The sequence below is a fragment of the Rhizobium mesoamericanum STM3625 genome (assembly GCF_000312665.1).
Taxonomy (GTDB): Bacteria; Pseudomonadota; Alphaproteobacteria; order Rhizobiales; family Rhizobiaceae; genus Rhizobium; species Rhizobium mesoamericanum.
Genome location: NZ_HF536772.1, coordinates 1105676 through 1129999, shown reverse-complemented (window position 1 = coordinate 1129999; position 24324 = coordinate 1105676). Strand labels below are relative to the sequence as shown.

Below are 24324 nucleotides of genomic sequence, written 5' to 3'. Positions count from 1 at the left end.
CCCTAGCGCTCTCCCATCAAGAAACCGTAAAAGCCCTTACGACAGCCCGCTTTCGCCAATCTTTGTAGCCACTTGTTAACGGCCGGCATCTATTCTCAGGCGAATTTCTCGCCACGAGCTTGATCATGACTGGATCGCGTATCGACAATCTGCGTATTGCCGTGCTCTTGCCTTGCTACAACGAGGCCGCGACGATCGGCGAAGTCGTTCGCGGTTTCAGGTCAGCGCTTCCTGGCGCGCCCATCCATGTCTACGACAACAACTCGACCGACGGCACCGCGCTCCAAGCTATGCTCGCCGGCGCCCATGTCGTGCGCGAACGGCGGCAAGGCAAAGGTCATGTTGTCCGGCGCATGTTCGCCGACATCGAGGCGGACATCTATATCATGGCCGATGGTGACGGGACGTACTCACCTGACGACGCCGAGGAGCTGGTTCGCACGCTGTTGACCGAGCGCGCTGATATGGTGGTGGGGACGCGTCGTGGCGTCCATGCGGATGCCGGCAGGCAGGGGCACGCCTTCGGCAACAAGATCTTCAACATGCTTTACCGAGCGATCTTCGGAACCGACTTTACCGACATCTTCTCGGGCTACAGGGCCTTCTCGCGACGCTTCGTCAAGAGCTTTCCCGCGGTATCGGGAGGCTTTGAGATCGAGACGGAGATGTCTGTTCACGCATCTCGTCTGAAACTGCCCGTCAGCGAATTGGAACTGGACTACGGTCGCCGGCCGGAAGGGTCCCATTCGAAGCTTTCCACTTTCAGGGATGGAACCAAGATCTTATGGATGTTTGCCATGCTGATGAAAGAGACGCGTCCGTTCGCCTTCTTCGGTATCATCAGTGCAGTTTTCATGTTAACCAGCCTCGGACTTATGGTGCCGGTGCTTACCGAGTATTTTGAAACGGGTCTTGTCAACCGGATGCCGACATGGGTCTTGTCGATGGCGTTGATGATGGTGTCGTTCATGATGTTTACTGCTGGTGTGATCCTTGATTCCGTTTCGCGCGCACGCGCAGAACAGCTTCGCATCCACTACATGAGCCTCGCCCCTCGTCCACGTGAACCGTCGCTTCCGCTCATTGATGATCTCAATGCTCAGCAACGGCCCACACGGGTCGGCGCTGCATGAAAAAGCTGCTCCGCTTCGGCATTGCAGGTGGCATTGGCTTTCTCGTAGATGCAGGCGTTCTTTCGCTCTTGCTGGAAACGACGCCGCTCGGCCCGTTCCTTGCGCGCTTGGTCGCGATAGCCATGGCAATGGCTACGACTTGGATCTTCAACCGAAAATTCACGTTCGCTCGGTCCGGCCACTCTTTGGCGGTCGAGGGATTTCGCTACGGCTCGGTCGGGGTGACCGCGGCTCTCGTCAACTACGGGCTCTATTCGGCGCTGCTGCTGTCGTTTCCAGATCTGCAACCGGTTACGGCGATGGTAGTAGCCACCGCCGCTTCGGTTCTTCTCAGCTTCTTTGGCTATTCCCGCTTCGTCTTCCGCAACGAGTGACCGTCAGACCGTTTCCCAGCCGTCCTTCTCACTGGCGCGATAGATTGCGTCGATGAATTTCTGGCTGAGCTTCGAGCTCTCCAGCGTCACGATCTCTTCCGTCTCGCCCTGAGCAGCACGCGCAAACGCCTCGGCTTCTCGCTTGTACTGACGGCTGTCCGGAAAGCGGAAGACGGTCGATTCGTTATGGCTGCGGTTGGCGAGCTCGATCTCCTCGGCGCCCCAGCGGTCGGCGTTGAAGGGCGACTTGACCTCGATGAAGCCATCCGTGCCGTGGAACACCATGACCTGGCGGTTTGCCATCTGGGTGGCGATGTAGAAGGTCAATTCGAAATCGCCAAAATCGGCCTTGACGCTCGAGTAGATGTCGGTGCCGAACTGCGGGTCGCGACGAGTGACGGCCTGGACGCGGAGCGGTTCCTTGCCGGTTGAGAAGCGCGTGCTGATCGTCGGATAGACGCCTATATCCGGAAGCGCGCCGCCGCCAAGCTCGGGAATGTTGCGCATGTTGCCAGGATCCCGGTTGAAATAGGTGAAGGCGCCCTGGACATGCAGGAGCGAGCCGATCGCGCCGTCAGATATCAGCGAGCGGACCTTCCGCCAGACCGGCGTGTAGGTGACCATGTAGGCTTCGGTGATGAGAACCTTGTTGCGATCGCGGGCGGCGATCAGGCGGTCGATCTCATCGGCCTTGAGCGCGATCGGCTTTTCGCAAAGCACATGCTTTCCGGCATCTGCGGCCTTGATCGTCCACTCGACATGCTGCGAGGTCGGCAGGGGAATATAGACGGCATCGATCTTGTCGGAGGCCAACATCTCCTCGTAGGAACCGAAGGCATGCGGAACGGAAAAGCGGTCCGCCATCTCGCGGGCTCTGGCAAGATCGCGGCTGGCGATCGCCGTCACGACGCAGTTCTCCGCGTCCTGAATGGCTGGGACCACGAGTTCGCGGCCAATTTTCGCGGTCGAAAGAATACCAAAACGCAGCATAGCCTGGGTCCTCCTGTTTCGATTTTTGCGCACCTTAGTAAGGCGGCGACGGCGGCGCAATGGCGCGATCACAATTCAAGGAGCCAGTTTCCATCGGGCGGCGGCCGCGCTAGGTTAACTCCCGGCGGCGTTCTGCCGCGTCAGCGATTTCAATCAATCCAGCACTTTAGGAGAGCGCCATGGACATGCGCCGTCTTGGAAAAACAGGCCTTTCGATCGCCCCGATCGTCTTCGGCGGCAATGTCTTCGGCTGGACCGCCGACGAGAAGACGTCCTTCGACATTCTCGATGCCTTTTTTGATGCCGGATTCAACGCGATCGACACAGCCGACGTGTATTCGGCCTGGGTACCGGGCAATAAGGGCGGCGATTCCGAGGAGATCATCGGCAAGTGGTTGAAACGCGGCAAGATTTCGCGCGACAAAGCCGTTGTCATCACCAAGGTCGGCTCCGACATGGGCCAGGGCAAGACGCTGAAGGAGACCTATATCCTGAAGGCGGTCGAGGGCTCGCTGCGCCGGCTGCAGACCGACTATATTGACCTCTACCTCTCGCATTGGCCGGATGAGAACACGCCCTATGAAGAAACGCTCGGGGCTTTCGCCAAGCTGAAGCAGCAGGGCAAGATCCGCGCGATCGGCTGCTCCAACCTCGACGCCACACAGCTTAAGGCGTCCTTCGATGCTGCCGCGAAGGCCGGCGTGCCGCGCTATGATGTAATCCAGCCGGAATATAATCTTTATGAACGCGCGAGCTTCGAGGGGCCGCTGGCGGATCTCTGCGTCAAGGAAGATATCGGCGTCATCACTTATTTCAGCCTCGCCGCCGGCTTCCTCTCCGGAAAGTACCGCACGAAGGCCGATACGGAAGGCCGCGCCCGCGAGGGCCGGGTGGCCCAATATCTCGACGACAAGGGATTGCGTATCCTCGCAGCTCTCGACAAGGTGGCTGCGGAAACTGGCGCCAAACCGGCAGAAATTGCGCTGGCCTGGCTGCTCAGAAAGAAGGGCGTGACGGCGCCGATCGCCAGTGCTACCAGCTTGTCACAGCTTGAGAGCCTGGCCAAGTCAGCGACGATTTCGCTCTCGAACGACGCAATGACGCTGCTCGACAAGGCCGGCGCCTGACAGGAGAGAGAGAGAGAGAGAGAGAGACGATGACCGTGACGATCCGCGGTGCTCGACCCGAAGACGAAGCGCGTTGGCGCGAGCTTTGGGCCGGCTACCTCGCCTTCTACGAAGTCACGGTCGACCCCGATATCACAGACGCGACGTGGCGGCGGGTTTTCGATCCGGCGTCGGCGATTTTCATGCGCGTCGCCGAGGTGGATGGCAAGATGATGGGCTTCACGCTCGGCCTGACGCATGAAGGAACCTGGATCCACGGCAAGGACTGCTATCTCGAAGACCTCTTCGTCGATCCGGCTGCACGAGGCAAAGGTGTTGGGCGAGCCTTAATGGACGATCTCGTTTCGCTTTGCAGGAAGAACGGCTGGTCGCGGCTCTACTGGCACACCAGCGAGCAGAACAAGACGGCGCGGGCGCTCTACGACAGCTACGTTAAAAGCGACGGGCACATTCGCTACCGCATCATTTTCTAAGCACCGGGAAGCCCTCGTAGAAGCTCGCGTGGCTGCCTTCCCAATTCGCCATGCCTGATTTCGTCAGTATGCCGCGCGGTCTGACATAGCTCCGAATGACGCGCCGCGGTCGCTCGTGCCACTGGATGTTGAAGGCCCAGAGCTTTGGGAAGAAGCAGAGCGAGGCATAGGGCAAATGGTCGTGGATCCACCAGGCGAGCCTCTGCCATTCCTCCTCGTTGCCGTAGTTGTCGATCAGCCACGGTACGACGACACAGGCGGTGGCACCCATGCAGCCGTCAAAGTCGCGAAGGTCCCAGATGTGATCAGCTGCCGTCGCGGTGTTCGAGGAGCAGTTGAGATTGTTGCGATTGCCGAACTGGTTGACTTCGGCGGAACGATAGCCGGAGCGGATGTGCAGCCGACCGAAGGTCGCCTGCAGTGGTTCCAGCAGTTCCTCGCAAAGCCGCTTCCCCGCTTCAATCGCCAAATCAGGATTATCCGGGATGTTTGGAATGCGATAGAAATCGGCAATTTCGGAATGAAGGAAATCGCGGAAGAAGAAATTTGTCGAAAGACGCGCACGCCCCAGCTCTTCCATGCCCCTCATCGATCCAGGTTTCTTCATTGCACCGCCCCTTGCCTCCATGCGACCCTCCCTGATCGGCGCGCTGCGGACCACCCGATTTCCGCACAAGCCTATGGGCTATACCGGAAGAAGTCGATGAAGGCGCGTAGAGCCGGCCGCATCTGGCGCCGGCTCGGATAGTAGATGAACGGTCCCGGATAGGGTGAGCACCAGTCCTCCAGCACACGAACGAGCTTGCCGCTGGCCAGTTCATCCTCGACACGAAGATCGAACAGATAGGCGAGCCCCGCGCCATTCAGCGCAGCAATCAATCCCAGCCTGTCTTCGCTGACAATCAAAGGCCCATCGACCGCGACGACGAGCTCCTGGCCGTCCTTCTCGAATTCCCAACGATAGATCGTGCCATTGGCGAAGCGCCGCTTGATGCAGCGATGATGAACGAGATCGGATGGATGCAGCGGTTTGGGGTGCCGGTCAAAATATTCGGGCGAACCGGCAATCACCGTCGTCAGGTTTGGCGAGGCCCGCACGGCGATCATATCCGCCTCGAGGCTCTCCTCCAGCCGGATGCCAGCATCAAACCCCTCACGGACGATATCGGTGAGGCCATCCTCATTGGCGATTTCGAGGGTAATGTCGGGATAGCGGTTCAAGAATTCGCCAAGCCGCGGCGCAAGCAGGATATCCGAGGCAAAGCGCGGCGCGGTGATACGCAGATTGCCGGCCGGTCTTCCGGCAGCTTCGGTGACCGCTTCCAGGGCGATCCCGATCTCGTCAAGCGCCGGCTTCAGGCGCTGCAGCAGAAGACGCCCCTCCTCTGTCGGCGCAACACTGCGGGTCGTTCGCGCCAGAAGCCGGACGCCAAGGCTCGCCTCCAGGGTGGAAATCGCATGACTGACCGCCGAAGGCGCAATCTCCAACTCTTTGGCAGCGGCGCGAAAACTCCGCCGCTCAGAGACAGCGGCGAGAACGGCAAGTTGAGCGAGCTGTGTGCGATTCATTGATCTAACTACTAGAACAGCCTGTTATGTATTGCACGTATTTTTTGATGACTGACGGGGCGCTAAGTTTCCTCTGTACCCGGCATTGACCGCGGTTTGAATTTCGCTCGACAGAGGAGCCTCCGCATGAAAACCCGCAAACTCGGAAACAGCCTTGAAGTCTCTGCCGTTGGCCTCGGCTGCATGGGCATGAGCTTTGCCTATGGCGCCAGCGACGAAAACGAGGCGATCAGGACGCTGCAGCGCGCCGTCGAATTGGGCATCACCTTCTTCGACACGGCCGAGGCATACGGCCCTTATACCAATGAAGAGCTTCTTGGCCGGGCATTAAAGCCGGTGCGCGACCAGGTTGTCATCGCTACCAAGTTCGGCTTCAAACTCGATCCGGAACGATCGGGACCGTCGGCACTGACAGGGGTCGACGGTCGCCCGGAAAACGTGAAGCGGGTGGCCGAAGCCTCTCTGAAGCGGCTCGGTATAGAAACGATCGACCTTTTCTATCAGCATCGCGTCGACCCCAATGTGCCGATCGAGGAGACCGTCGGCGCAATGGCGGACCTGGTACGAGAAGGCAAGGTGCGCGCGCTCGGTCTTTCCGAGGCTGGTAGCGCCACAATCCGGCGCGCCCATGCGGTTCACCCGATCGCGGCGCTGCAGAGCGAGTATTCGCTCTGGTCTCGCGACCCTGAAAACGGCGTACTCGACACCTGCCGCAAATTGGGGATCGGTTTTGTGCCTTATAGCCCACTCGGTCGAGGCTTCCTTACCGGCACGATCCAGAAGCCCGAAGATCTTGCCACAGACGATTTCCGGCGGCAGCTGCCGCGCTTCCAGTCGGATAATTTCGATGCCAATGCCGCGCTCGTGGCCAAGCTCGAAAGGTTCGCGAGCGAAAGGGGCGTGACCACGGCGCAACTAGCGCTCGCCTGGGTGCTGCATCAGGGCGACGACATCGTGCCCATTCCCGGTGCCCGCAAGATCCATCACTTGGAGCAGAATGCAGCGGCGGCCGATATCGTGCTCGATGCGTCCGAACTGGCAGAGATCAACGAAGCGATCCCGTTGGATCAAATCGCTGGCAAGCGTTACTCCGATGCATCGCTGGCGATGACGAACCTCTAGCCGAAAGATTGGAGCTTCGAACGCAGGCCGCATCCTTGTGCGACCTTGCCGCACTCATTCACTGCACTATGCTATTGGGCATGTTCTGAAGAGGTGAGGCATGTCGGACCAGCAGGCAATCGAAGCAGTCGTTCATCTCTATGTCGAAGGCATGACCTTCGCGAACGAAGCTGCATTGCGGAAAGCCTTTCATCCGCAATGCGCCATCATCGGTCATTACAAGAACGCCGTCGAGTGGCTGAACCGGGAAGAGTTCATCGCCGCGATCGTGGCTGAAGGCTCGGCGCCGCCCACGACACAGCCGCACATGGACATCCAGATGCTTGACGTCGTCGGCGATGCGGCGAGCGTGAAGGTCAGCGACGATTTTGCCGGCATGCGCTTCACCGACTATCTGTCGATGCTGAGGATCGAGGGCCGCTGGATGATCGTCAACAAGCTCTATTATTTGCACACATAAAAAGGCCGGCGAAACGATCGCCGGCTTTCTGTTTTGAAAGATCCGATGCGCTCTAGGCTCTGAGGACGCCGCCAGTGAACTTCGTCACGCTGGCAACAATCTTTTCAGTCAACACCTCGAAATCCTCATCGGTCAGCGTGCGCTCGACCGGCTGAATCTGCACTTCGATCGCCACCGACTTCTTGCCTTCACCAAGCGACGGGCCTTCGAAGACGTCGAAGACATTGACACCTGTGACGAGTTTGCGGTCGGCGGCAGACGCGGCCTTGATGATCGCACCGGCTTCCACCGACTTGTCGACGACGAAGGCGAAGTCACGCTTTACGGCCTGGAACGGCGAAAGCTCCAGCGCCGGCTTGGTGCGGGTCGCCTTCTTCTTAGGCTCAGCCATCGCATCAATATAGACTTCGAAGCCGCAGAGCGCGCCCGAAACGTCGAGGGCCTCAAGCGTCGAGGGATGGAACTCGCCGAAATAGCCGAGAATTATTTTCGGACCCATCTTGATCGTGCCTGAACGGCCGGGGTGATACCAGTCCGGCCCGCCCTGCTCGATCTGGATGTTGCCCATCGGCAAACCGCAGGCTTCGATCACTGCGAGTGCATCGGCCTTGGCATCGAAGACGTCGACCGGCTTGCCGCCGCCCTTGGCGGCGTTCAGCCACATGCGGCCGGCGCCGGCAAGCGAAGCGGTGCCACGGCGCACACCGCCGGCGACGCGGCGCTGCCCCTCGGGACGATCGTTCTCATAGGTGCCGGAGACTTCAAAGATCGCGACATCGCCATAACCCTTGTCAGCATTGCGCTGAGCAGCGCTGAGCAGGCCGGGCAGCAGTGACGGCCGCATGTCGGACATATCGGCTGCGATCGGGTTGGCGAGCTTGAGAGCCGGCGAGCCGCCGCCGAAAAGCTTCGCCTGATCCTCGGATATGAACGACCAAGTGACTGCTTCGAGCATGCCGCGCGAGGCAAGCGCGCGCTTAGCGCTTCGGGTGCGGATCTGCAGCGTCGTCAAAATCTTGCCATTGACCGCGGCATGGCTTTCCAGCGGCGCCGGCTTGATGTTGTCCACGCCGTGGATGCGCATGACTTCTTCGACGAGGTCGGCCTTGCCGTCGATATCGGGACGCCAGGACGGAACGGCGACGGAGACACGTTCGCCGTAACCGCTGACCTTGAAGCCGAGACGCGTCAGGATCTCGACACTCTCTTCCGACGAAACCTCAAGTCCCGTAAGGCGCTTGACCTCAGAGAAGGGGAAATCGACGATCTTGGGCTCATAACCCTTGTAGCCGACGATATCGGCCTTGGCCGCCGTACCGCCGCAGAGTTCGAGGACCAGTTCGGTCGTGCGCTCGAGGCCCGGAATCATGTATTCCGGATCGACGCCGCGCTCGAAGCGGTAGCGAGCATCAGTGATGATGCCGAGGCTGCGGCCGGATTTTGCGATGTTCATCGGATCCCAGAGAGCACTCTCGATTAGCACATCGGTGGTGTTTACGTCGCAGCCCGAATGCTCGCCGCCCATAATGCCGCCAATCGACTCGATGCCATTGGCGTCCGCGATCACCACATTGTTCGGTCCAAGCTTGTACTCGCGCTGATCAAGCGCCAGCACCGTTTCGCCTTCCTTGGCGCGGCGAACGGTCAGATTGCCCGTGACCTTGGCGGCGTCGAAGACGTGCATCGGGCGGCCCTGGTCGAAGGTCATGTAGTTGGTGATGTCGACCAGCGCGTTGATCGGGCGCAGCCCGATCGCCAGCAGGCGCTGCTGCATCCACCTCGGGCTCGGGCCGTTCTTAACACCGCGCACGAGGCGCAGCGCAAATCCCGGGCAAAGCTTCTCGTCATCAAGGTCGAGCGTCACCTTGACAGGCGTCTCGCCTTCAACGGCGAGGGACGGTGCCGGACGTGCCTTCAGTGTACCGAGGCCGGAGGCCGCCAGGTCACGAGCGATACCATAGATCGAGGTGCAATCAGGACGGTTCGGTGTCAGGTTGATCTCGATCACGGGATCATCGAGATGGGCGTAGGCCGCGTAGCTCTGGCCGACCGGCGCATCCTCAGGAAGATCGATGATGCCGTCATGACTGTCGGAGATCTGCAGCTCCTTCTCCGAGCACATCATGCCGTGGCTCTCGACGCCGCGGATGTTGCCGACGGCAAGCGTCATGTCGATACCGGGGACATAGGTGCCGGGGGGGGCAAAGGCGCCGATCAGGCCGACGCGTGCATTCGGAGCGCCGCAGACGACCTGGACCGGCGCGCCCTTGCCCGTATCGACCGATAGAACCTTCAGTCGATCGGCCTGGGGGTGCTTTTCGGCCGAGAGAATCTTTGCGATGACGAAAGGCTTGAACGCCGCTTTGTCGTCGACGTCCTCGACCTCAAGCCCGATCTCAGTCAGACGCTTGCAGATTTCGTCGAGGGACGCATCCGTTTCCAGATGATCCTTGAGCCAGGAAAGTGTGAACTTCATAATCTCTATCCTCCCTTACGCGCTCAGACCGCCAAATAGCGTCGGCATGTCGAGCGGGCGGAAGCCGTAATGGGTCAGCCAGCGAACGTCGGCGTTGAAGAAGTCACGCAGGTCTGGCATGCCGTATTTCAGCATGGCGATGCGGTCGAGGCCCATGCCCCAGGCAAACCCTTGGTACTCGTCGGGATCGAGACCGCCCGCGCGGAGCACGTTCGGGTGCACCATGCCGCAGCCAAGGATTTCCATCCAGTCGGTGCCTTCGCCGAACTTGACGATCGGGCCGGAGCGGTCGCATTGGATGTCGACCTCGAAGGAGGGTTCGGTGAACGGGAAGAAGGACGGGCGGAAGCGCATCGTCACACTGTCCACCTCGAAGAAGGCCTTGCAGAACTCTTCGAGCACCCATCGGATGTTGGCGACATTCGCCTTCTTGTCAACGACGAGGCCTTCGACCTGATGAAACATCGGCGAGTGCGTCGCGTCACTGTCCTGGCGATAGGTCTTGCCCGGGATGATGATGCGGATCGGCGGCTTCTGCGCTTCCATGGTACGCACCTGCACTGGCGAGGTGTGCGTGCGCAGCACCTTGCGCTCACCATTCTCGTCTGGATTGAAGAAGAAGGTATCGTGCATCTCGCGGGCGGGATGACCTTCCGGGAAATTCAGCGCCGTAAAATTGTAGTAATCGGTCTCGACATCTGGACCTTCGGCGATCGAGAAGCCCATATCGGCAAAAATCGCGGTGATTTCGTCGATGATCTGGCTGATCGGATGAATGCGGCCGCGCTCGGCGGGCGACGAGCGTATCGGCAGGCTAACGTCAACTGTCTCGGCCTTCAGACGCGCATCGATCGCGGCCTTCTTCAGTTCCGCCTTACGTTCCGCGATCGCGTCTGTGACGGCGCTCTTCAGCGCGTTGATCGCCGCGCCGCGCGTCTGGCGCTCTTCCGGCGTCATCGCGCCCAGCGTTTTCAGGAGCTCGGAGACAGAGCCCTTCTTGCCGAGCGCACCGACACGCACGGCTTCGATCGCCGGCTCGTCGGCAGCGGCTGCCACATCAGACAGAAGTTGCTTTTCCAGAGTTTCGAGTTCGGTCATCTTTTCCTGCCTCACAGGGCGTCAGTCTTGTCGATAATTCACGAGAACATGCATCGGATAGCTGGTGCGCCACGATGAAGCGTCGCAGATCACTACCCATGTGCACGCGGCCAATCAACCGGGCACACCACAAAAAGCCCGCGACATTGAGAGAAGAAGAGCTATGTCGTCTCAATCGCCATCGCGCCAAATGCAAAGAACCCGCGCGAGCCTGGCCAGCGCGGGTTCAAGATCATCGAAGCAGAAGTTCGAATAGCGCCGGCTTAGTTGACGGCTGCTTCAAACTCGTTCTTCGTACCGGCGTCCTTCAGGTACTCGAGAGCCTTCTTGGAGGCAGCAACGAGTGCACCGAATGCTTCCGGCTCATGGATTGCCATGTCGGAGAGAACCTTACGGTCGACTTCGATGCCAGCCTTGTTCAGGCCGTCGATGAAGCGGCCGTAGGTCAGGCCGAATTCGCGGACAGCAGCGTTGATACGCTGAATCCAGAGGGCGCGGAAGTTACGCTTGTTGACCTTGCGGTCGCGGTAAGCGTACTGCTTCGAACGATCGACAGCAGCCTTCGCGGCGCGGATGGTGTTCTTGCGACGGCCGTAGAAGCCCTTAGCGGCCTTCAAAACCTTCTTATGCTTGGCGTGGGCAGTAACGCCTCTTTTTACACGTGCCATTTCATGATCTCCTTAATCTAAAGCGTTCGCGGAATAGTCTCAGAGACCGTTCGGCAGGTAGTTCTTCACGACCTTGCGGCCATCCGGTTCTGCGAGAACCATGGTGCCACGTGCATCGCGGATGAACTTGTTGGTACGCTTGATCATGCCATGGCGCTTGCCAGCAGCTGCAGCCTTGACCTTGCCGGTCGCGGTGATCTTGAACCGCTTCTTGGCAGCAGACTTCGTCTTCATCTTGGGCATTTTGCTACTCCGTTTCTGGACCCCGACTCTTCATCAAAGAAGCCTTCCTGCGATGCCCGGTTTCCGGCCGTCGCAACAAGGTGCGGGAGCGTTTGTTGTTGATCTGCGGCTCCGATGACGAACCGTTCCGCAAGCATTCGAAACTGCCACGGCATGCCCTGCCGGTCAGTTCGGACGCGCGCTTATAACCGCAGCGTCATAAAAGTGCAACGGGGCGGCCAAGGAATCTTCTGGGCCAAAATACAAAAGCCGCCCTCGCGGACGGCTTTGATACGAGAGCGGCGACGCGCCTCACTTCGGCGCGAGCACCATCATCATCTGGCGGCCTTCAAGCTTGGGCTCGGCTTCGACCTTTGCATACTCTGTCGTGTCGGCCTTCACCTGCTGCAGCAGCTTCATACCAAGTTCCTGGTGCGCCATTTCGCGGCCGCGGAACTTCAGTGTCACCTTGACCTTGTCGCCGTCCTCAAAGAAACGGCCCATCGCCTTCATCTTCACCTCATAGTCATGGGTGTCGATATTGGGGCGCATCTTGATTTCTTTGACTTCGACAATCTTCTGCTTCTTGCGCGCCTCGGCAGCCTTCTTCTGGTTGGCATATTTCAGCTTGCCCAGATCGAGGATCTTGCACACAGGCGGTTCGGCATTGGGGGAGATTTCCACCAGGTCGAGGCCGGCTTCTTCAGCCATTTTCAGGGCCTGGTCGGTGGGCACGACGCCCAAGTTCTGTCCTTCAGCATCAATCAGCTGAACTCGGGGGATGCGAATTTCCCGGTTCGAGCGCGGCCCTTCCTTCACGGGCGCGTCGGCTTTAAAGGGTCTGCGAATGGTCGTATTCTCCTCGCGTTGTTTCGGATCGCTGCAGCCTCGGCACTCCCAATATTGGAAGCACAAACGTAATTTCGCCATTGCTGCAACGGAGTCGGTAGCATTCTTTAGCGGAAAAAACACCTGCTGTCAGCCTGTCAAGAATCTGTTTTATAGGCCAAAACAACTGGAGTTTCGCGATGTTTGACGCAAATCTCATTCATGACCAACAATATCTGACTGTCGGCGAGGGAGAAGCCGCACGCGAGATTGCCTACATCGCGCGAAGCCAACCAGACCAGGCGACCGGCCCAACACTCGTTTGGTTATCCGGTTACCGCTCCGACATGAGTGGCAGCAAAGCGGTCGAACTCGACAAGTTCGCGGCCGAAAACGGCCTTGCATGCGTGCGCCTCGACTATTCTGGTCATGGGATATCCGGCGGCAAGTTTGTCGATGGCACGATCTCGCGCTGGTTGGAGGAAGCGCTTGCCGTGATCCTCCATATAGCACCCGAACGCATCCTCGTCGTCGGCTCGTCGATGGGCGGATGGATCGCCTTGCGGCTCGCCCAGGAGCTCGCCAAGCGACAGGATGGGCCAAAGCTTGACGGAATGGTGTTGATTGCCCCGGCTCCCGACTTCACCGCCGATCTGATCGAACCGAACCTCACGAAGAAAGAAATAGCCTCACTCGCCAAGCGAGGCTATTTCGAAGAGCGGTCGGCTTATAGCCCGGAGCCGAACATTTATACGCGGGCGCTGATGGAGGACGGGCGCGACAACAGCGTGCTCAAAGGTATCATCGAGACTGGCTGCCCGGTGCATATCCTTCAGGGGATGAAGGATGCAGACGTTCCCTATCAGCACGCCATGAAGCTCATGGAGCACCTGCCCGCCGACGACGTCGTGCTGACCTTCGTGCGTGACGGCGATCACAGGCTGTCGCGACCCCAGGATATCGAGCGCATGCTCGCCGCCGTCAAAGGGCTGATCCACTAAGCCAAACGATACAAGCTGTGCCAAATCCTAACGGATTTTAACCATGTTGGCGGGTAGCTGCCCCTCCGCAGAAGTAACGATTGACTCTTCGAGCCTCCGTCCGTTAACTTTTTGTTAATAAAACGGGCGATGCAAGGGAAGAGCGGGCGTGCGGATCAAGGGTTTCCTCGTGGCCATGATGGCCATGTTTGCTATGTCTACAGCCGCGACTCCGGCTTCCACCAACAACCTTTCCATGGTTACCGGCGCAGCCACTTCCCAGCCGATCGGCCACTATGACTTCTGTCAGATTCATCGGGACGAATGCGGGCCGAACCGTAATGTCTCGCCGGCCGAGATGTCGGACGCCAAATGGGCAGTAGTGCAATCCGTCAACTCCATGGTCAACAATAGCATCACGCCGATGACCGACAAAGAAATCTACGGCAAAGATGAAGTTTGGGCTTATCCGACGACGGCAGGTGATTGTGAAGACTTCGCCTTGCTGAAGCGCCGTGTCCTGATCCAACGTGGAATCTCACCAGCTAACCTTCTCCTCACGGTTGTCCGCAAGCCCGATGGCGAAGGGCACGCGGTACTGACACTGCGCACCAGTGAGGGCGACTTCGTGCTTGACAACCTAGCATCGAACGTCAAGCCTTGGTTCGATACCCCCTATTCCTTCATCAAGCGCCAGTCGAGCGCCAATGCCGGTCGGTGGGTCACCATCGAAAATGGCCGCGACGTTCTGGTCGGCGCTCTGCAGTAAGCAATGATCATCATCCTCATCGCAACAATGCGAATGACAGAGCAACGGCAATTGACGCCGTTGCTTTTTTGTTCAGACTTCGCATGCGGTGCTTAATGCCGATCTTCAGTTATGCTCAGGCATTGCCGATCAAAATGCCGGCACCGAGAACAAGCCCGCCACCCACGACCACTTGTAGCGCAGCGCGCAGGAACGGTGTTTCCATGTATCTGTTCTGGATAAATGCAATTGCCCAGAGTTCGAAAATCGCGATGACCACGGCCATCGTCGTTGCCGTCCAGAAGTGCGGAATGAGATAAGGCAAGGTATGGCCAAGGCCGCCGAGTGCGGTCATGACACCACATGCAAGGCCGCGCTTGATCGGTGAACCGCGGCCGGAAATCTTGCCATCGTCGTGGGCCGCTTCCGTGAAGCCCATCGAGATCCCGGCGCCAACAGAAGCGGACATGCCAACAAGGAAGGTCTGCCAGGTGTCTTGGGTCGCAAAGGCGGCCGCGAAAATCGGCGCTAACGTCGACACGGAGCCGTCCATCAAACCGGCCAGGCCGGGTTGAATATAGGTGAGTACAAGCTGCCGCCGGGCCGCAAGATCTTCCTCTCCCTTGACTTCGACCGGGGTGTGCTTGTCATCGAGCATACGGGTGATGTCCTCGTGGCCCTGCTCCGCCAGTGCGAGGTCGCCGAGCAACTGCCTGGTCTGCGCGTCCGTCACGCGTTTCGCCGCCTCGACATAGAAGTGGTAAGCCTGCCGCTCCATAGCTTCGGCTTCACCCCGGATCTTTTCCAACGGAAGGTTGCGCCGCAGCCAGTCGGGCCTACGGTCATAAAATCCCCGAACATGTTCCCGACGAATGAGCGTAATGCGCTCGCCGAACCGCTCTCGATAGACTTCAATCAAGGATCTGCGATGTGTATCCTCAACCGCGGCCATTTCCTCGAAAACCTTCGCGGACGCCGGGTAGTTGGCTCGCAGCGTGTCTGCGTAAGCGAGATAGATGCGCGCATCCTCCTCCTCAGCACCAATAGCGAGCGCCAGCATTTCCTGTTCGGACAAAGAGTCAAAAGAACGCTTGGATGATCTAAAAAACCTGCTCAGCATGCCAACCTCTATTTTAGAATTATTCTAAAATAGCGGCAGATACTGCGTCGGTCAAGTTTTGCTCGGCCCCTGAGCATGAGAATCGGCCGGTCAATGCAACAAGTACAATGGCGTATCGTTTTGGCCTTAATGCCACGTTTAACTGGCATGGAAAATAGCGTGCACGCTGTAGTCTATACCTACGCCGAAAGTGTAGGATTACGGCCCTAAAAACCACAGCAAAGGCAGGTTGAAATTTGCAACTGATGGGTTGAGATATTGCAGAACGCGGGCATAGTACTAGCCATATTTAATATTCTTATGAGGGAACACCACGGTGCCAGATCCGGTAGATATCATTGTCGGTAGAAATGTGCGGACACTCAGAGCCAAACGACGCATATCGCAGCTGGAACTGGGAGAGGCACTAGGGCTGACTTTTCAACAAATTCAGAAATACGAGAAAGGCACCAATCGCGTATCTGCAAGCAAGCTGCATCAGATCTCCGTCTTTCTCGGCGTGGATATTTCGGAATTGTTCGAAGGCGCAAACGCGACCGACGGATCGGCGCGGCAGGGGCTCAGCCCCGAAGCCTACGAGCTGGCGATACACTACGACAAGCTTCGATCCACGGCTGGTAAGGAGGCCGTCAAAACGATCCTCTCTATCATGATCGGTGAAAGCTACGCTGAGGCCCTGGGCTAAGCGCTGCGGTCGGCTAGTGATGATCGCATTCGTGAAGCGCAACGAGCAGGTCGTCCTGCGTCTGATGGCCGGCATGATAGAGATCGATTGCGATGCTTGCGATGGAGAGCCCTTGTTGGCTGCGCAGCTTGATATTGCGCTCGGCGCACCAAGCATAGAGTGCGCCGGCAAGCACGTCGACATCATCTGACTGCAATGACAAGGTGGTGGCTGCTACCGTCATGGAAGTTGCCCTTGGTTTTTGGTTGATCCCCGAAGGAATACTGGCGCTTCTGCGTGTCTTTGCAAAGCGACATTCATCGCCTGCGTTAACGCCAGTCGGATGCGCGTTGCGCAGCTGTTTCATTCTGGAGCAACCGATCGAGGAAAGTGGCTATTCCGATGCCACCTTAAAGTCTATCGAGGCCGAGCATGCCTCGATCGCATCAAGCATTTTCTCGAACCGCGGGTGGTCACGGACGGAATCGAGGTCCGAATCGTGCTTGAACCAGAGGATTTGATAGCATGACGATTGTGGCAGCAGCGCCTCCAGCAGGTCCAGTGCCGTATCACATTCATTCAACAGCGCGTACACGCAGGCAACGTTATACTGTGCAACGATGTCGTCCGGATCGATCATCTGGGCGCGCTTCACCCACTCCTTAGCTCTCTCTGCCTCACCGAGGTGAGCCCAGGCAAGCGCCCCACGATGAGCCGGCCCCGAATTCTCCGGATGGCATTCCAGGGCATGCTCTGCACGCTCAATGCAAACATGCGCCCAGTGCTCCCGCTCCTCCCTCAGCCCCAGCGAATGGCATGCACTCATCAGATGGATCGGCGAGAGGTAGTCGTCCGGCCGTATCTCGGCCGCCCTGGTGAAAAACGTGATCGCACCCTCGAACTTGCCTTGCATGAACAGGAAGCGCCCGTAGTGAAAGTTTGCCTCGTAGAGATCGGGCTCGAGCGCAAGGGCTTTCTCGAATTCTACCAGGGCTTCCTCATCGCGCCCGTCCTGATGCAATGCCAAACCGCGCGAAGCATGGGCCTCAGCCAGGTTTGGATCAAGCGCAAGCGCCTTGGCGCTGAGGCCGAGAATCCCTTGCAGCGTATACTCTCCCGCATGCCAGTCCCGTAGCGCCGACTCGCAATCGGCCATGCCCGCATAGGCGCGCGCATATTCCGGATCCAGTGTGACCGCCGTTGCGAACATGCGGCGCGCCAGAAGTAGGTAAGGCCTTGTCCAAGTGTGGGAGAGCTGCCGGCCACGCAGATAATAGGTATAGGCTTCGACATTGCATGTCGGTTCGGCCTCGATCGCTCGCCTTTCCTCGGGTAGCAGTTTGATCTTGAGCTGGTCGACGATTGCGTGGGTGATCTCGTCCTGGATCGCGAAGATATCGGTCAAATCTCGGTCGAAACGATCGGCCCAGAGGTGCCCGCCGTTCCTCGCATCGATCAGCTGTCCGGTGATGCGAACACGCTGGCCGACCTTGCGCACGCTCCCCTCAAGAACAAAGTCGACACCAAGTTCGGCAGCCACCTGCTTCACCTGCACGGACTTTCCCTTGTAGGTGAAGGCGGTGTTGCGCGCGACGACGTAGAGGTTCGATACTTTGGAGAGGTCGGTAATGATATCCTCGGTGATGCCGTCTGAAAAATATTCCTGCTCCGCATCACCGCTCATGTTGGTGAAAGGCAGAACAGCAACGAGCTGCTTCTGCTTTTCTTTGGCGGCAGCCAAGGCGGCCTTGTTCACTCTCAGTGGCAACGCCCGCCGTGGGGAGATCGCATAAACCCTGATCGGTTCCTTGATGTTCTTGAGCCTGTGCTCACCGCGGTCCTCAAAAGAAAGGTCGAGCCGTGAGCCGACATGGTCTCTGACCGAGGCAGAAACGGCAATGCCGCCGGGCTCGGCCAATGTTTCCAGCCGGGCGGCAACATTGACACCGTCACCAAAGATGTCGCCCTCCTCTACGATGACATCGCCCAGATGAATGCCGATCCGAAATTCGATGCGCTTGTCTTCAAGGACCGACAGGTTTCGCTGTGCCGTCTCCCGCTGCACCTCGTCGGCGCAGGCAACAGCGTTCACGATACTGGAGAATTCCACCAGCATGCCATCACCGGTCAGCTTGACGATGCGGCCGCGATGCTGTGCGATCTTCGGATTGAGAAGCTCCGTGCGGCAGCTTTTGACCGCACTTAGCGTTCCGGACTCGTCTGAACCCATCAACCGGCTATAGCCGACGATGTCTACTGCAAGGATGGCTGCGAGACGGCGTTCCAAGTGTCCCCCGGCGCTGCAATGTTGTTGGGTTCGCTAATTTAACCTTTTATTATCTTAATGTCCCACCAATCATTTGGTTGATACAAGATAATAAAGCGATTTTGAATGTGAGCGTCGCGCCCTTGGACAGCCTTGTCTGGGTGGACCGGAATAGCGAACAAAAGGCCGGTTGTAGCAACAACCGGCCCTTTCGACATGCAGGGATGACTGGTCAGTTCTCGAAGAATTCCTTCATCCGGGCAAAGAATCCGGTCGATTCCGGATTGTTTTCCTTCGAGGATAGCTGCTCGAATTCCTGAAGTAGCTCGCGCTGACGCTTCGTCAGTTTCTGCGGCGTTTCGATCTGGATCTGGATATAAAGGTCACCGGTTTGCGGCGAACGCAACACCGGCATGCCCTTGCCCTTCAGACGGAACTGCTTGCCGGCCTGAGTGCCTTCCGGCACGCTCACACGCGATTTCGTGCCATCGAGCGTCGCCACGTCAAACGTCCCACCGAGGGCCGCCGTCGTCATTGAGATCGGAATGGTGCAGTAGAGGTCGGCGCCGTCACGCTGATAGAATTCATGCGGCTTGACGGACAGGAATATATAGAGATCGCCCGCCGGACCGCCGCGCATGCCGGCCTCGCCCTCGCCCTGCAGGCGAATGCGGGTGCCATCTTCGATGCCGGCCGGAATGTTCACCGAGAGCGATCGCTCTTCGGTGACGCGCCCTTGGCCATGACACTTCCCGCAGGGATCGGGAATTATCGTTCCGCGACCATGACAGGTCGGGCAGGTACGCTCGATCGAGAAGAAACCCTGGGCTGCACGCACGCGGCCCGAACCCTGACAGGTGCCGCAGGTCTTCGGTTGCGTACCGGGTTTTGCGCCCGAACCAGAACAGACGTCGCAGGTAATCGATGTCGGAACTCGAATTTGCGCCGTCTTGCCGGAGAAGGATTCCTCCAGCGAAATCTCCATGTTGTAACGAAGATCGGCGCCACGCTCGCGGCCGCCGGAGGAGCGCTGCCGCTGACGGCCGCCGCCCATCATCTCGCCGAAGATATCCTCGAAAATGTCGGAGAATCCGCCGCCGCCAAATCCACCGCCACCGCCACCCATGCCGCCGTGTTCGAAGGCTGCGTGACCATACCGGTCATACGCCGCGCGCTTCTGCGGATCCTTGAGCATTTCATAGGCTTCGTTGATTTCCTTGAATTTGCGCTCGGCATCATGGTCGCCCGGATTCTTGTCCGGATGGTACTTCATGGCGAGTTTGCGGAAGGCGCCTTTCAGCTCTTTCTCGTCCGCCGTCTTGGCGACACCCAGCGTTTCGTAAAAATCAGCTTTTGCCATTAAGGATTAAACCCCGGAAATGGTTTTCCGGCTGCCGTGGCGAGCAGCCGGAACGTCAGTTTCAAGCTAGACTGCTCCGTCGCGCTTACGCGGACTTCTTATGGTCGTCGTCCTTGACTTCTTCGTAGTCGGCGTCAACGACATTTTCGTCGCCACCGGCTGCCGAGGCATCCGCCGAGCCAGCTTCCGCCTGCTGGGCTTCATAGATCGCCTGGCCGAGCTTCATCGAAACTTCCATGAGCGTCTGGGTCTTCGCCTTGATGTCTTCAGCATCCGGCTCGGTCGCTTCGACGGAGGACTTCAGAGCAGCGATCGCATCGGAGATTGCCGTGCGGTCCGTTTCGGAGACCTTGTCACCGTAATCCTTTAGCGACTTCTCGCTTGAATGGATCAGGCTTTCGGCCTGGTTCTTTGCTTCGACGGCTTCTCGACGCTTCTTGTCGGCCTCGGCATTTGCTTCGGCGTCCTTGACCATCTTCTCGATGTCGGCGTCGGAGAGACCACCCGAAGCCTGGATACGGATCTGCTGTTCCTTGCCGGTGCCCTTGTCCTTGGCCGAAACCTGAACAATACCGTTGGCGTCGATATCGAACGTCACTTCGATCTGCGGAACTCCACGCGGTGCCGGGGGCAGTCCAACGAGGTCGAACTGACCGAGCAGCTTGTTGTCGGCAGCCATTTCGCGCTCACCCTGCGAAACGCGGATGGTGACAGCCTGCTGGTTGTCGTCGGCGGTCGAGAAGGTCTGCGACTTCTTCGTCGGGATCGTTGTGTTACGCTCGATCAGACGGGTGAAGACGCCACCGAGGGTCTCGATACCAAGGGACAGCGGGGTTACGTCGAGAAGCAGAACGTCCTTGACGTCGCCCTGCAGAACGCCAGCCTGGATGGCTGCGCCGAGTGCTACGACTTCGTCCGGGTTTACGCCCTTGTGCGGCTCCTTGCCGAACAGCTGCTTGACGACTTCCTGCACCTTCGGCATGCGGCTCATACCACCGACGAGAACGACTTCGTCGATCTCTGCGGGGGTGACGCCGGCATCCTTGAGGGCTGCCTTGCACGGTGCGATGGTGCGTTGAATGAGATCGTCGACCAGGCTTTCCAGCTTGGCCCGGGTGAGCTTCAGCGTCAGGTGCTTCGGGCCGGTTGCATCAGCGGTGATGAACGGCAGGTTGATTTCGGTCTGCTGTGAGGACGACAGTTCGATCTTTGCCTTTTCGGCAGCCTCCTTGAGGCGCTGCAGAGCAAGCTTGTCGCCCTTGAGATCGATACCGTTGTCCTTCTTGAACTCGGCAACCAGGTATTCGACCAGACGCATGTCGAAGTCTTCACCGCCGAGGAAGGTATCGCCGTTGGTGGACTTAACTTCGAAGACGCCGTCGCCGATTTCGAGGATCGAGATATCGAAGGTACCGCCACCCAAGTCGTAAACGGCGATCGTCTTGCCATCCTTCTTGTCGAGACCGTAGGCAAGGGCTGCTGCCGTCGGCTCGTTGATGATGCGAAGAACTTCGAGGCCAGCAATCTTGCCGGCATCCTTGGTTGCCTGGCGCTGTGCGTCGTTGAAGTAAGCGGGAACGGTGATGACGGCCTTTTCGACCTTTTCACCAAGATAGGATTCGGCGGTTTCCTTCATCTTCTGAAGAATCATCGCTGAGATCTGTGCCGGAGAATAGGACTTGCCCTGGGCTTCGACCCAAGCGTCGCCGTTGTCGCCCTTGACGATGTGGAAAGGAACGAGGCTCTTGTCCTTCTCAACGGTCGGATCTTCGTAGCGGCGGCCGATGAGGCGCTTCACTGCGAAGAGGGTGTTCGTCGGGTTGGTGACCGCCTGGCGCTTGGCCGGCTGGCCGACGAGGCGTTCGCCGTCATCGGAAAATGCCACCATGGAAGGGGTCGTACGCGCGCCTTCCGCATTCTCAATGACCTTTGCGTCTTTGCCGTCCATGACTGCGACGCAGGAATTTGTCGTTCCGAGGTCGATACCAATTACTTTTGCCATGTCATTCTCTCCTTGAAGCAAGCTGTCGGAACCCCGAGAAGGCATTCCCCTGACAGCCCCTTACGGGATGGGTCTTTAAGATTAACGCAATCGTGATTGCGGTGATGCCGCGTATATAAGGAGCGGTTTTCGGGACTGCAAGGCGAGAAATAGCCAGTAAACTGGCAAAACAAGCGCCCGGCTTACTAATTTTGGCGGACACAAGAAGATGGCTTTTTGCCGCCTGAACTGTTTCGCTATCGCCCCATGATCAGGTCGAGGAGAGTCGTCCTCCTCGACCGGTTCGTAACTGCCGGTTCGGGCTCGCCAATATCACCCGGCGGCAGCGCTTCGCCGTAGCCATTATCGCCGTCCTGAGCGATGTCGGCGGGAGGCACCGGACCGCCATCAATCGGCGCCATTGGTTGACGTCTTAGCCGGTCGTTCGCCCGCGGATTCCGCTCACGAACATCGGCCCCGGCCCCGAAGACACCGGAGAGAATGCTGCCGATCGTCGTCGGCTCGTCAAGCGGCGCCGCCGCGCCAGGCTCGACGGACGCCATGGGCTGATCGCCAACACCGGGATTGGCTGTCGGATCTGCCATGAACTGCCCATTGCCGAAAAGCGGTGCCGGCGACAGTCCCTTGTGCGCGGCGACCATGAACTCCTGCCACGCCTTGGCCGGCAGGCCGCCGCCTGTCACCTTCTTCATCGGCTTGCCATCGTCATTGCCGAACCAGACGCCGGTTGTGAGATTACTGGTGAAGCCAACGAAGAGCGCGTCACGCGAATTCTGGGTGGTGCCGGTCTTGCCGGCTGCCTGCCAGCCGGCAAGCTTGGCGCTCTTGCCCGTTCCCTGGTTGATGACACCCATCATCATGGTGTTCATGTTGGCGGCAATCGCTTCCGACAGGACGCGGGGCGGATTGTCGTAAGTGTTCTCGTAGAGCACCCTGCTGCCGTCAGCCGTCGTCACACGGCGGATCACGTGCGGTGTTGCCTTATAGCCGCCATTCATGAAAGCGGCATAGGCGCCGGTGAGCTCCATCAACGACACTTCCGACGTGCCCAAAGCGATCGAGGCGTTGGGCTGCAGCTCCGATTCGATGCCGAGACGGTGTGCCAGCTTGATGACCTGATCCGGCCCGTCATACATGACCAGCTGGGCGGCGACAGTGTTCAGCGACTTTGCAAGCGCCGTCGCGAGCGACACTTCGCCATTATACTTCTTCTCGTAGTTCTCAGGCGTCCAGTCGCCTATGCGAATCGGCGCGTCATTGAACACCGAGAACGGCGTCAGGCCCTTTTCCAGCGCTGCCGCGTAAACGAACGGCTTGAAGGAGGATCCGGGCTGGCGCTTGGCGGTGACGGCGCGGTTGAACTGACTGTCGGCATAGTCCCTCCCGCCGACGAGGGCACGGATTGCACCGGTCCCATCGAGAGAGACCAACGCGGCCTGAGAGGCATCGACCTTGGCGCCATCCTTACCGAGCACGTCATTCAACGACTGCTCCGCACGCTTTTCCAGTGTCTTGTCGATCGTCGTGTCGACGACGATGTCTTCCTTGACTTCGCCGATCAGGGCGGGCAGCTGATCCATCACCATATCGGCAACGTAGTGGCCGGCACCCGACCAATAGCGCTTCGCCTTTGCAGGCGTCTGCGACATGGCGGTCTTGACTTCGTCATCGGTGATATAGCCTTGGTCGCGCATCGTCTGCAGCACCACCTGCGCGCGGGCATTGGCGGCATCGGGATCGCGTGCCGGCGACAGGCGCGACGGTGCCTTTACGAGACCGGCAAGAAGGGCTGCTTCACCGAGGTTCACATCACGCGCAGACTTGTTGAAGTATCGGCGCGAGGCAGCTTCGACACCATAGGCGTTCGAGCCGAAAAATACGCGATTGAGATACATCGCAAGAATCTGGTCCTTGGTGTACTTCTGCTCCAGCCACAGGGCGAGCAGGACTTCCTGGACCTTGCGTTCCAGCGTTCGGTCCGGCGATAGAAAGAGGTTCTTTGCAAGCTGCTGCGTCAGCGTCGAGCCACCCTGGACCATGTGCCCGGTCGTCAGGTTGGTGACGAAGGCGCGTGCAAGGCCAAGCGGATCCACGCCGAAGTGCGAGTAGAAGCGGCGGTCTTCGATGGCGACGATCGCTTCGGGAATGTACGGCGACATGTCTTCGAGCGCCAGGGCCTCGCCCCCTGTTGTACCGCGATTGGCTATGACGCTGCCGTCGACAGCAGTGATCTTGACGTTCGGCGGACGCTCCGGAATAGCCCAGGTGCTGGCGCTCGGCATGCGAGATCCGTAATAGACGACGAGACCCGCCACGCCGATCCCGGCCCAAATGCCGAAAACGACAAACCAGTAGACGATGCGACGGATGAAGCTGAAGAGTCCTCCACCTTCTCGATCGCGGCGGTCGCGTTTACGTCGCTCCGGCTGGCGCGCGCGGGACGGTTTCGGCGCTGCGCGCCTGGTCGAGCGTCCGCGCACAACGCGGTCATCGGCATCGAGCGAGAAATCGTCATCATCGTCGCGGTCGTCGCGACCGCTGAAAGAAGGTTCGATCCTGTCGCGTGATTTGCCTCTGCCCGCCATCTAGTACCCGGTGCACCCCATCTTCGCTTCGTGCGCGGCGACGCCGCAGAAACCGCGCT

23 protein-coding genes are annotated in these 24324 nt (G+C 58.9%); 9 read left to right on the top strand and 14 right to left on the bottom strand.

Translation table 11 applies throughout. The features are described from left to right. Positions 1-125 precede the first annotated feature (125 nt). Both BN77_RS05440 and BN77_RS05435 read left to right on the top strand, forming a co-directional pair. Positions 126-1133: a glycosyltransferase gene (locus BN77_RS05440; RefSeq protein ID WP_007529292.1), complete on the top strand. Its 1008-nt coding sequence runs from the start codon at positions 126-128 to the stop codon at positions 1131-1133. Beyond that, positions 1130-1507 (top strand): GtrA family protein, encoded by a 378-nt coding sequence (locus BN77_RS05435; RefSeq protein ID WP_007529290.1) that lies wholly within the window; start codon positions 1130-1132, stop codon positions 1505-1507. The genes BN77_RS05440 and BN77_RS05435 overlap by 4 nt, the downstream gene beginning before the upstream one ends. A gap of 3 nt (positions 1508-1510) precedes the next feature. Here BN77_RS05435 and BN77_RS05430 read toward each other — a convergent pair whose 3' ends face one another. Then, positions 1511-2497 (bottom strand): Gfo/Idh/MocA family protein, encoded by a 987-nt coding sequence (locus BN77_RS05430; RefSeq protein WP_007529287.1) that lies wholly within the window; start codon positions 2495-2497, stop codon positions 1511-1513. 179 nt (positions 2498-2676) lie between these two features. Here BN77_RS05430 and BN77_RS05425 point away from each other — a divergent pair, with 179 nt between their 5' ends. Both BN77_RS05425 and BN77_RS05420 read left to right on the top strand, forming a co-directional pair. Beyond that, positions 2677-3624 carry an aldo/keto reductase gene (locus BN77_RS05425; RefSeq protein ID WP_007529285.1) on the top strand — a complete coding sequence of 316 codons (948 nt, stop codon included), beginning with the start codon at positions 2677-2679 and terminating at the stop codon, positions 3622-3624. Positions 3625-3653: 29 nt separating this feature from the next. Beyond that, positions 3654-4097, top strand: coding sequence for a GNAT family N-acetyltransferase (locus BN77_RS05420; RefSeq protein WP_007529283.1), 444 nt, complete (start codon positions 3654-3656; stop codon positions 4095-4097). Here the strand turns inward: BN77_RS05420 and BN77_RS05415 are convergent. After that, positions 4087-4704, bottom strand: coding sequence for a hypothetical protein (locus tag BN77_RS05415; RefSeq protein WP_040677584.1), 618 nt, complete (start codon positions 4702-4704; stop codon positions 4087-4089). The two genes, BN77_RS05420 and BN77_RS05415, sit on opposite strands and share 11 nt — an antisense overlap. 71 nt (positions 4705-4775) lie before the next feature. Beyond that, positions 4776-5666 (bottom strand): LysR family transcriptional regulator, encoded by an 891-nt coding sequence (locus BN77_RS05410; RefSeq protein WP_007529279.1) that lies wholly within the window; start codon positions 5664-5666, stop codon positions 4776-4778. 126 nt (positions 5667-5792) lie between these two features. On the opposite strand from BN77_RS05410, the gene BN77_RS05405 reads away from it, so the two are divergent. Together BN77_RS05405 and BN77_RS05400 are read left to right on the top strand one after the other, a co-directional pair. Then, complete coding sequence (locus tag BN77_RS05405) at positions 5793-6788, top strand: aldo/keto reductase (RefSeq protein WP_007529277.1); 996 nt, start codon at positions 5793-5795, stop codon at positions 6786-6788. A 100-nt stretch (positions 6789-6888) separates the two neighbouring features. Then, on the top strand, positions 6889-7248 hold the full coding sequence (locus BN77_RS05400; protein ID WP_007529275.1) for a nuclear transport factor 2 family protein: 360 nt from the start codon (positions 6889-6891) through the stop codon (positions 7246-7248). Positions 7249-7300: 52 nt separating this feature from the next. Here BN77_RS05400 and pheT read toward each other — a convergent pair whose 3' ends face one another. The 5 genes from pheT to infC form a co-directional block, all read right to left on the bottom strand. Further along, positions 7301-9724, bottom strand: a complete 2424-nt coding sequence (gene pheT / locus BN77_RS05395) for a phenylalanine--tRNA ligase subunit beta (RefSeq protein WP_007529273.1) — start codon at positions 9722-9724, stop codon at positions 7301-7303. Positions 9725-9739: 15 nt separating this feature from the next. Beyond that, the gene (gene pheS / locus BN77_RS05390) at positions 9740-10822 is read right to left on the bottom strand and encodes a phenylalanine--tRNA ligase subunit alpha (protein ID WP_007529271.1); all 1083 of its coding nucleotides are present in this window, start codon (positions 10820-10822) and stop codon (positions 9740-9742) included. A gap of 263 nt (positions 10823-11085) precedes the next feature. Further along, a complete protein-coding gene (gene rplT / locus BN77_RS05385) occupies positions 11086-11490 on the bottom strand; it encodes a 50S ribosomal protein L20 (RefSeq protein WP_007529269.1) in 405 nt (134 codons plus the stop codon). Between the two features lie 39 nt (positions 11491-11529). Next, complete coding sequence (gene rpmI / locus BN77_RS05380) at positions 11530-11733, bottom strand: 50S ribosomal protein L35 (protein ID WP_007529267.1); 204 nt, start codon at positions 11731-11733, stop codon at positions 11530-11532. A 291-nt stretch (positions 11734-12024) separates the two neighbouring features. Next, positions 12025-12561, bottom strand: a complete 537-nt coding sequence (gene infC / locus BN77_RS05375; protein ID WP_025658610.1) for a translation initiation factor IF-3 — start codon at positions 12559-12561, stop codon at positions 12025-12027. 179 nt (positions 12562-12740) lie between these two features. Here infC and BN77_RS05370 point away from each other — a divergent pair, with 179 nt between their 5' ends. Then, on the top strand, positions 12741-13541 hold the full coding sequence (locus tag BN77_RS05370; RefSeq protein ID WP_007529262.1) for an alpha/beta hydrolase: 801 nt from the start codon (positions 12741-12743) through the stop codon (positions 13539-13541). 148 nt (positions 13542-13689) lie between these two features. Next, positions 13690-14289, top strand: coding sequence for a transglutaminase-like cysteine peptidase (locus tag BN77_RS05365; RefSeq protein ID WP_007529260.1), 600 nt, complete (start codon positions 13690-13692; stop codon positions 14287-14289). A 115-nt stretch (positions 14290-14404) separates the two neighbouring features. Here BN77_RS05365 and mbfA read toward each other — a convergent pair whose 3' ends face one another. Beyond that, the gene (mbfA, locus tag BN77_RS05360; protein ID WP_040676771.1) at positions 14405-15388 is read right to left on the bottom strand and encodes an iron exporter MbfA; all 984 of its coding nucleotides are present in this window, start codon (positions 15386-15388) and stop codon (positions 14405-14407) included. A gap of 316 nt (positions 15389-15704) precedes the next feature. Between mbfA and BN77_RS05355 the strand changes: the two genes are divergently transcribed. Then, the gene (locus BN77_RS05355; protein ID WP_007529256.1) at positions 15705-16073 is read left to right on the top strand and encodes a helix-turn-helix domain-containing protein; all 369 of its coding nucleotides are present in this window, start codon (positions 15705-15707) and stop codon (positions 16071-16073) included. 13 nt (positions 16074-16086) lie between these two features. Here BN77_RS05355 and BN77_RS05350 read toward each other — a convergent pair whose 3' ends face one another. The 5 genes from BN77_RS05350 to BN77_RS05330 form a co-directional block, all read right to left on the bottom strand. After that, the gene (locus BN77_RS05350; protein WP_007529255.1) at positions 16087-16296 is read right to left on the bottom strand and encodes a hypothetical protein; all 210 of its coding nucleotides are present in this window, start codon (positions 16294-16296) and stop codon (positions 16087-16089) included. Positions 16297-16446: 150 nt separating this feature from the next. Then, the gene (locus BN77_RS05345; protein ID WP_244426206.1) at positions 16447-18282 is read right to left on the bottom strand and encodes a TPR end-of-group domain-containing protein; all 1836 of its coding nucleotides are present in this window, start codon (positions 18280-18282) and stop codon (positions 16447-16449) included. 268 nt (positions 18283-18550) lie between these two features. Then, a complete protein-coding gene (gene dnaJ, locus BN77_RS05340) occupies positions 18551-19678 on the bottom strand; it encodes a molecular chaperone DnaJ (protein ID WP_007529251.1) in 1128 nt (375 codons plus the stop codon). An 85-nt stretch (positions 19679-19763) separates the two neighbouring features. Next, positions 19764-21680, bottom strand: coding sequence for a molecular chaperone DnaK (gene dnaK, locus BN77_RS05335; RefSeq protein ID WP_007529248.1), 1917 nt, complete (start codon positions 21678-21680; stop codon positions 19764-19766). A 236-nt stretch (positions 21681-21916) separates the two neighbouring features. Next, positions 21917-24265: a transglycosylase domain-containing protein gene (locus tag BN77_RS05330; protein WP_007529246.1), complete on the bottom strand. Its 2349-nt coding sequence runs from the start codon at positions 24263-24265 to the stop codon at positions 21917-21919. Positions 24266-24324 lie beyond the last annotated feature (59 nt).

Bases quoted from the DNA above. Each gene is read 5' to 3' on its own strand.
- BN77_RS05425 (WP_007529285.1), top strand. From the start codon at position 2,677: ATGGACATGCGCCGTCTTGGAAAAACAGGCCTTTCGATCGCCCCGATC.
- pheT (WP_007529273.1), bottom strand. From the start codon at position 9,724: ATGAAGTTCACACTTTCCTGGCTCAAGGATCATCTGGAAACGGATGCG.
- mbfA (WP_040676771.1), bottom strand. From the start codon at position 15,388: ATGCTGAGCAGGTTTTTTAGATCATCCAAGCGTTCTTTTGACTCTTTG.
- rplT (WP_007529269.1), bottom strand. From the start codon at position 11,490: ATGGCACGTGTAAAAAGAGGCGTTACTGCCCACGCCAAGCATAAGAAG.
- BN77_RS05420 (WP_007529283.1), top strand. From the start codon at position 3,654: ATGACCGTGACGATCCGCGGTGCTCGACCCGAAGACGAAGCGCGTTGG.
- BN77_RS05345 (WP_244426206.1), bottom strand. From the start codon at position 18,282: ATGGGTTCAGACGAGTCCGGAACGCTAAGTGCGGTCAAAAGCTGCCGC.
- BN77_RS05370 (WP_007529262.1), top strand. From the start codon at position 12,741: ATGTTTGACGCAAATCTCATTCATGACCAACAATATCTGACTGTCGGC.
- rpmI (WP_007529267.1), bottom strand. From the start codon at position 11,733: ATGCCCAAGATGAAGACGAAGTCTGCTGCCAAGAAGCGGTTCAAGATC.
- BN77_RS05400 (WP_007529275.1), top strand. From the start codon at position 6,889: ATGTCGGACCAGCAGGCAATCGAAGCAGTCGTTCATCTCTATGTCGAA.
- BN77_RS05430 (WP_007529287.1), bottom strand. From the start codon at position 2,497: ATGCTGCGTTTTGGTATTCTTTCGACCGCGAAAATTGGCCGCGAACTC.
- BN77_RS05440 (WP_007529292.1), top strand. From the start codon at position 126: ATGACTGGATCGCGTATCGACAATCTGCGTATTGCCGTGCTCTTGCCT.
- BN77_RS05330 (WP_007529246.1), bottom strand. From the start codon at position 24,265: ATGGCGGGCAGAGGCAAATCACGCGACAGGATCGAACCTTCTTTCAGC.
- BN77_RS05415 (WP_040677584.1), bottom strand. From the start codon at position 4,704: ATGAAGAAACCTGGATCGATGAGGGGCATGGAAGAGCTGGGGCGTGCG.
- BN77_RS05435 (WP_007529290.1), top strand. From the start codon at position 1,130: ATGAAAAAGCTGCTCCGCTTCGGCATTGCAGGTGGCATTGGCTTTCTC.
- pheS (WP_007529271.1), bottom strand. From the start codon at position 10,822: ATGACCGAACTCGAAACTCTGGAAAAGCAACTTCTGTCTGATGTGGCA.
- BN77_RS05405 (WP_007529277.1), top strand. From the start codon at position 5,793: ATGAAAACCCGCAAACTCGGAAACAGCCTTGAAGTCTCTGCCGTTGGC.
- BN77_RS05410 (WP_007529279.1), bottom strand. From the start codon at position 5,666: ATGAATCGCACACAGCTCGCTCAACTTGCCGTTCTCGCCGCTGTCTCT.
- dnaJ (WP_007529251.1), bottom strand. From the start codon at position 19,678: ATGGCAAAAGCTGATTTTTACGAAACGCTGGGTGTCGCCAAGACGGCG.
- BN77_RS05350 (WP_007529255.1), bottom strand. From the start codon at position 16,296: ATGACGGTAGCAGCCACCACCTTGTCATTGCAGTCAGATGATGTCGAC.
- dnaK (WP_007529248.1), bottom strand. From the start codon at position 21,680: ATGGCAAAAGTAATTGGTATCGACCTCGGAACGACAAATTCCTGCGTC.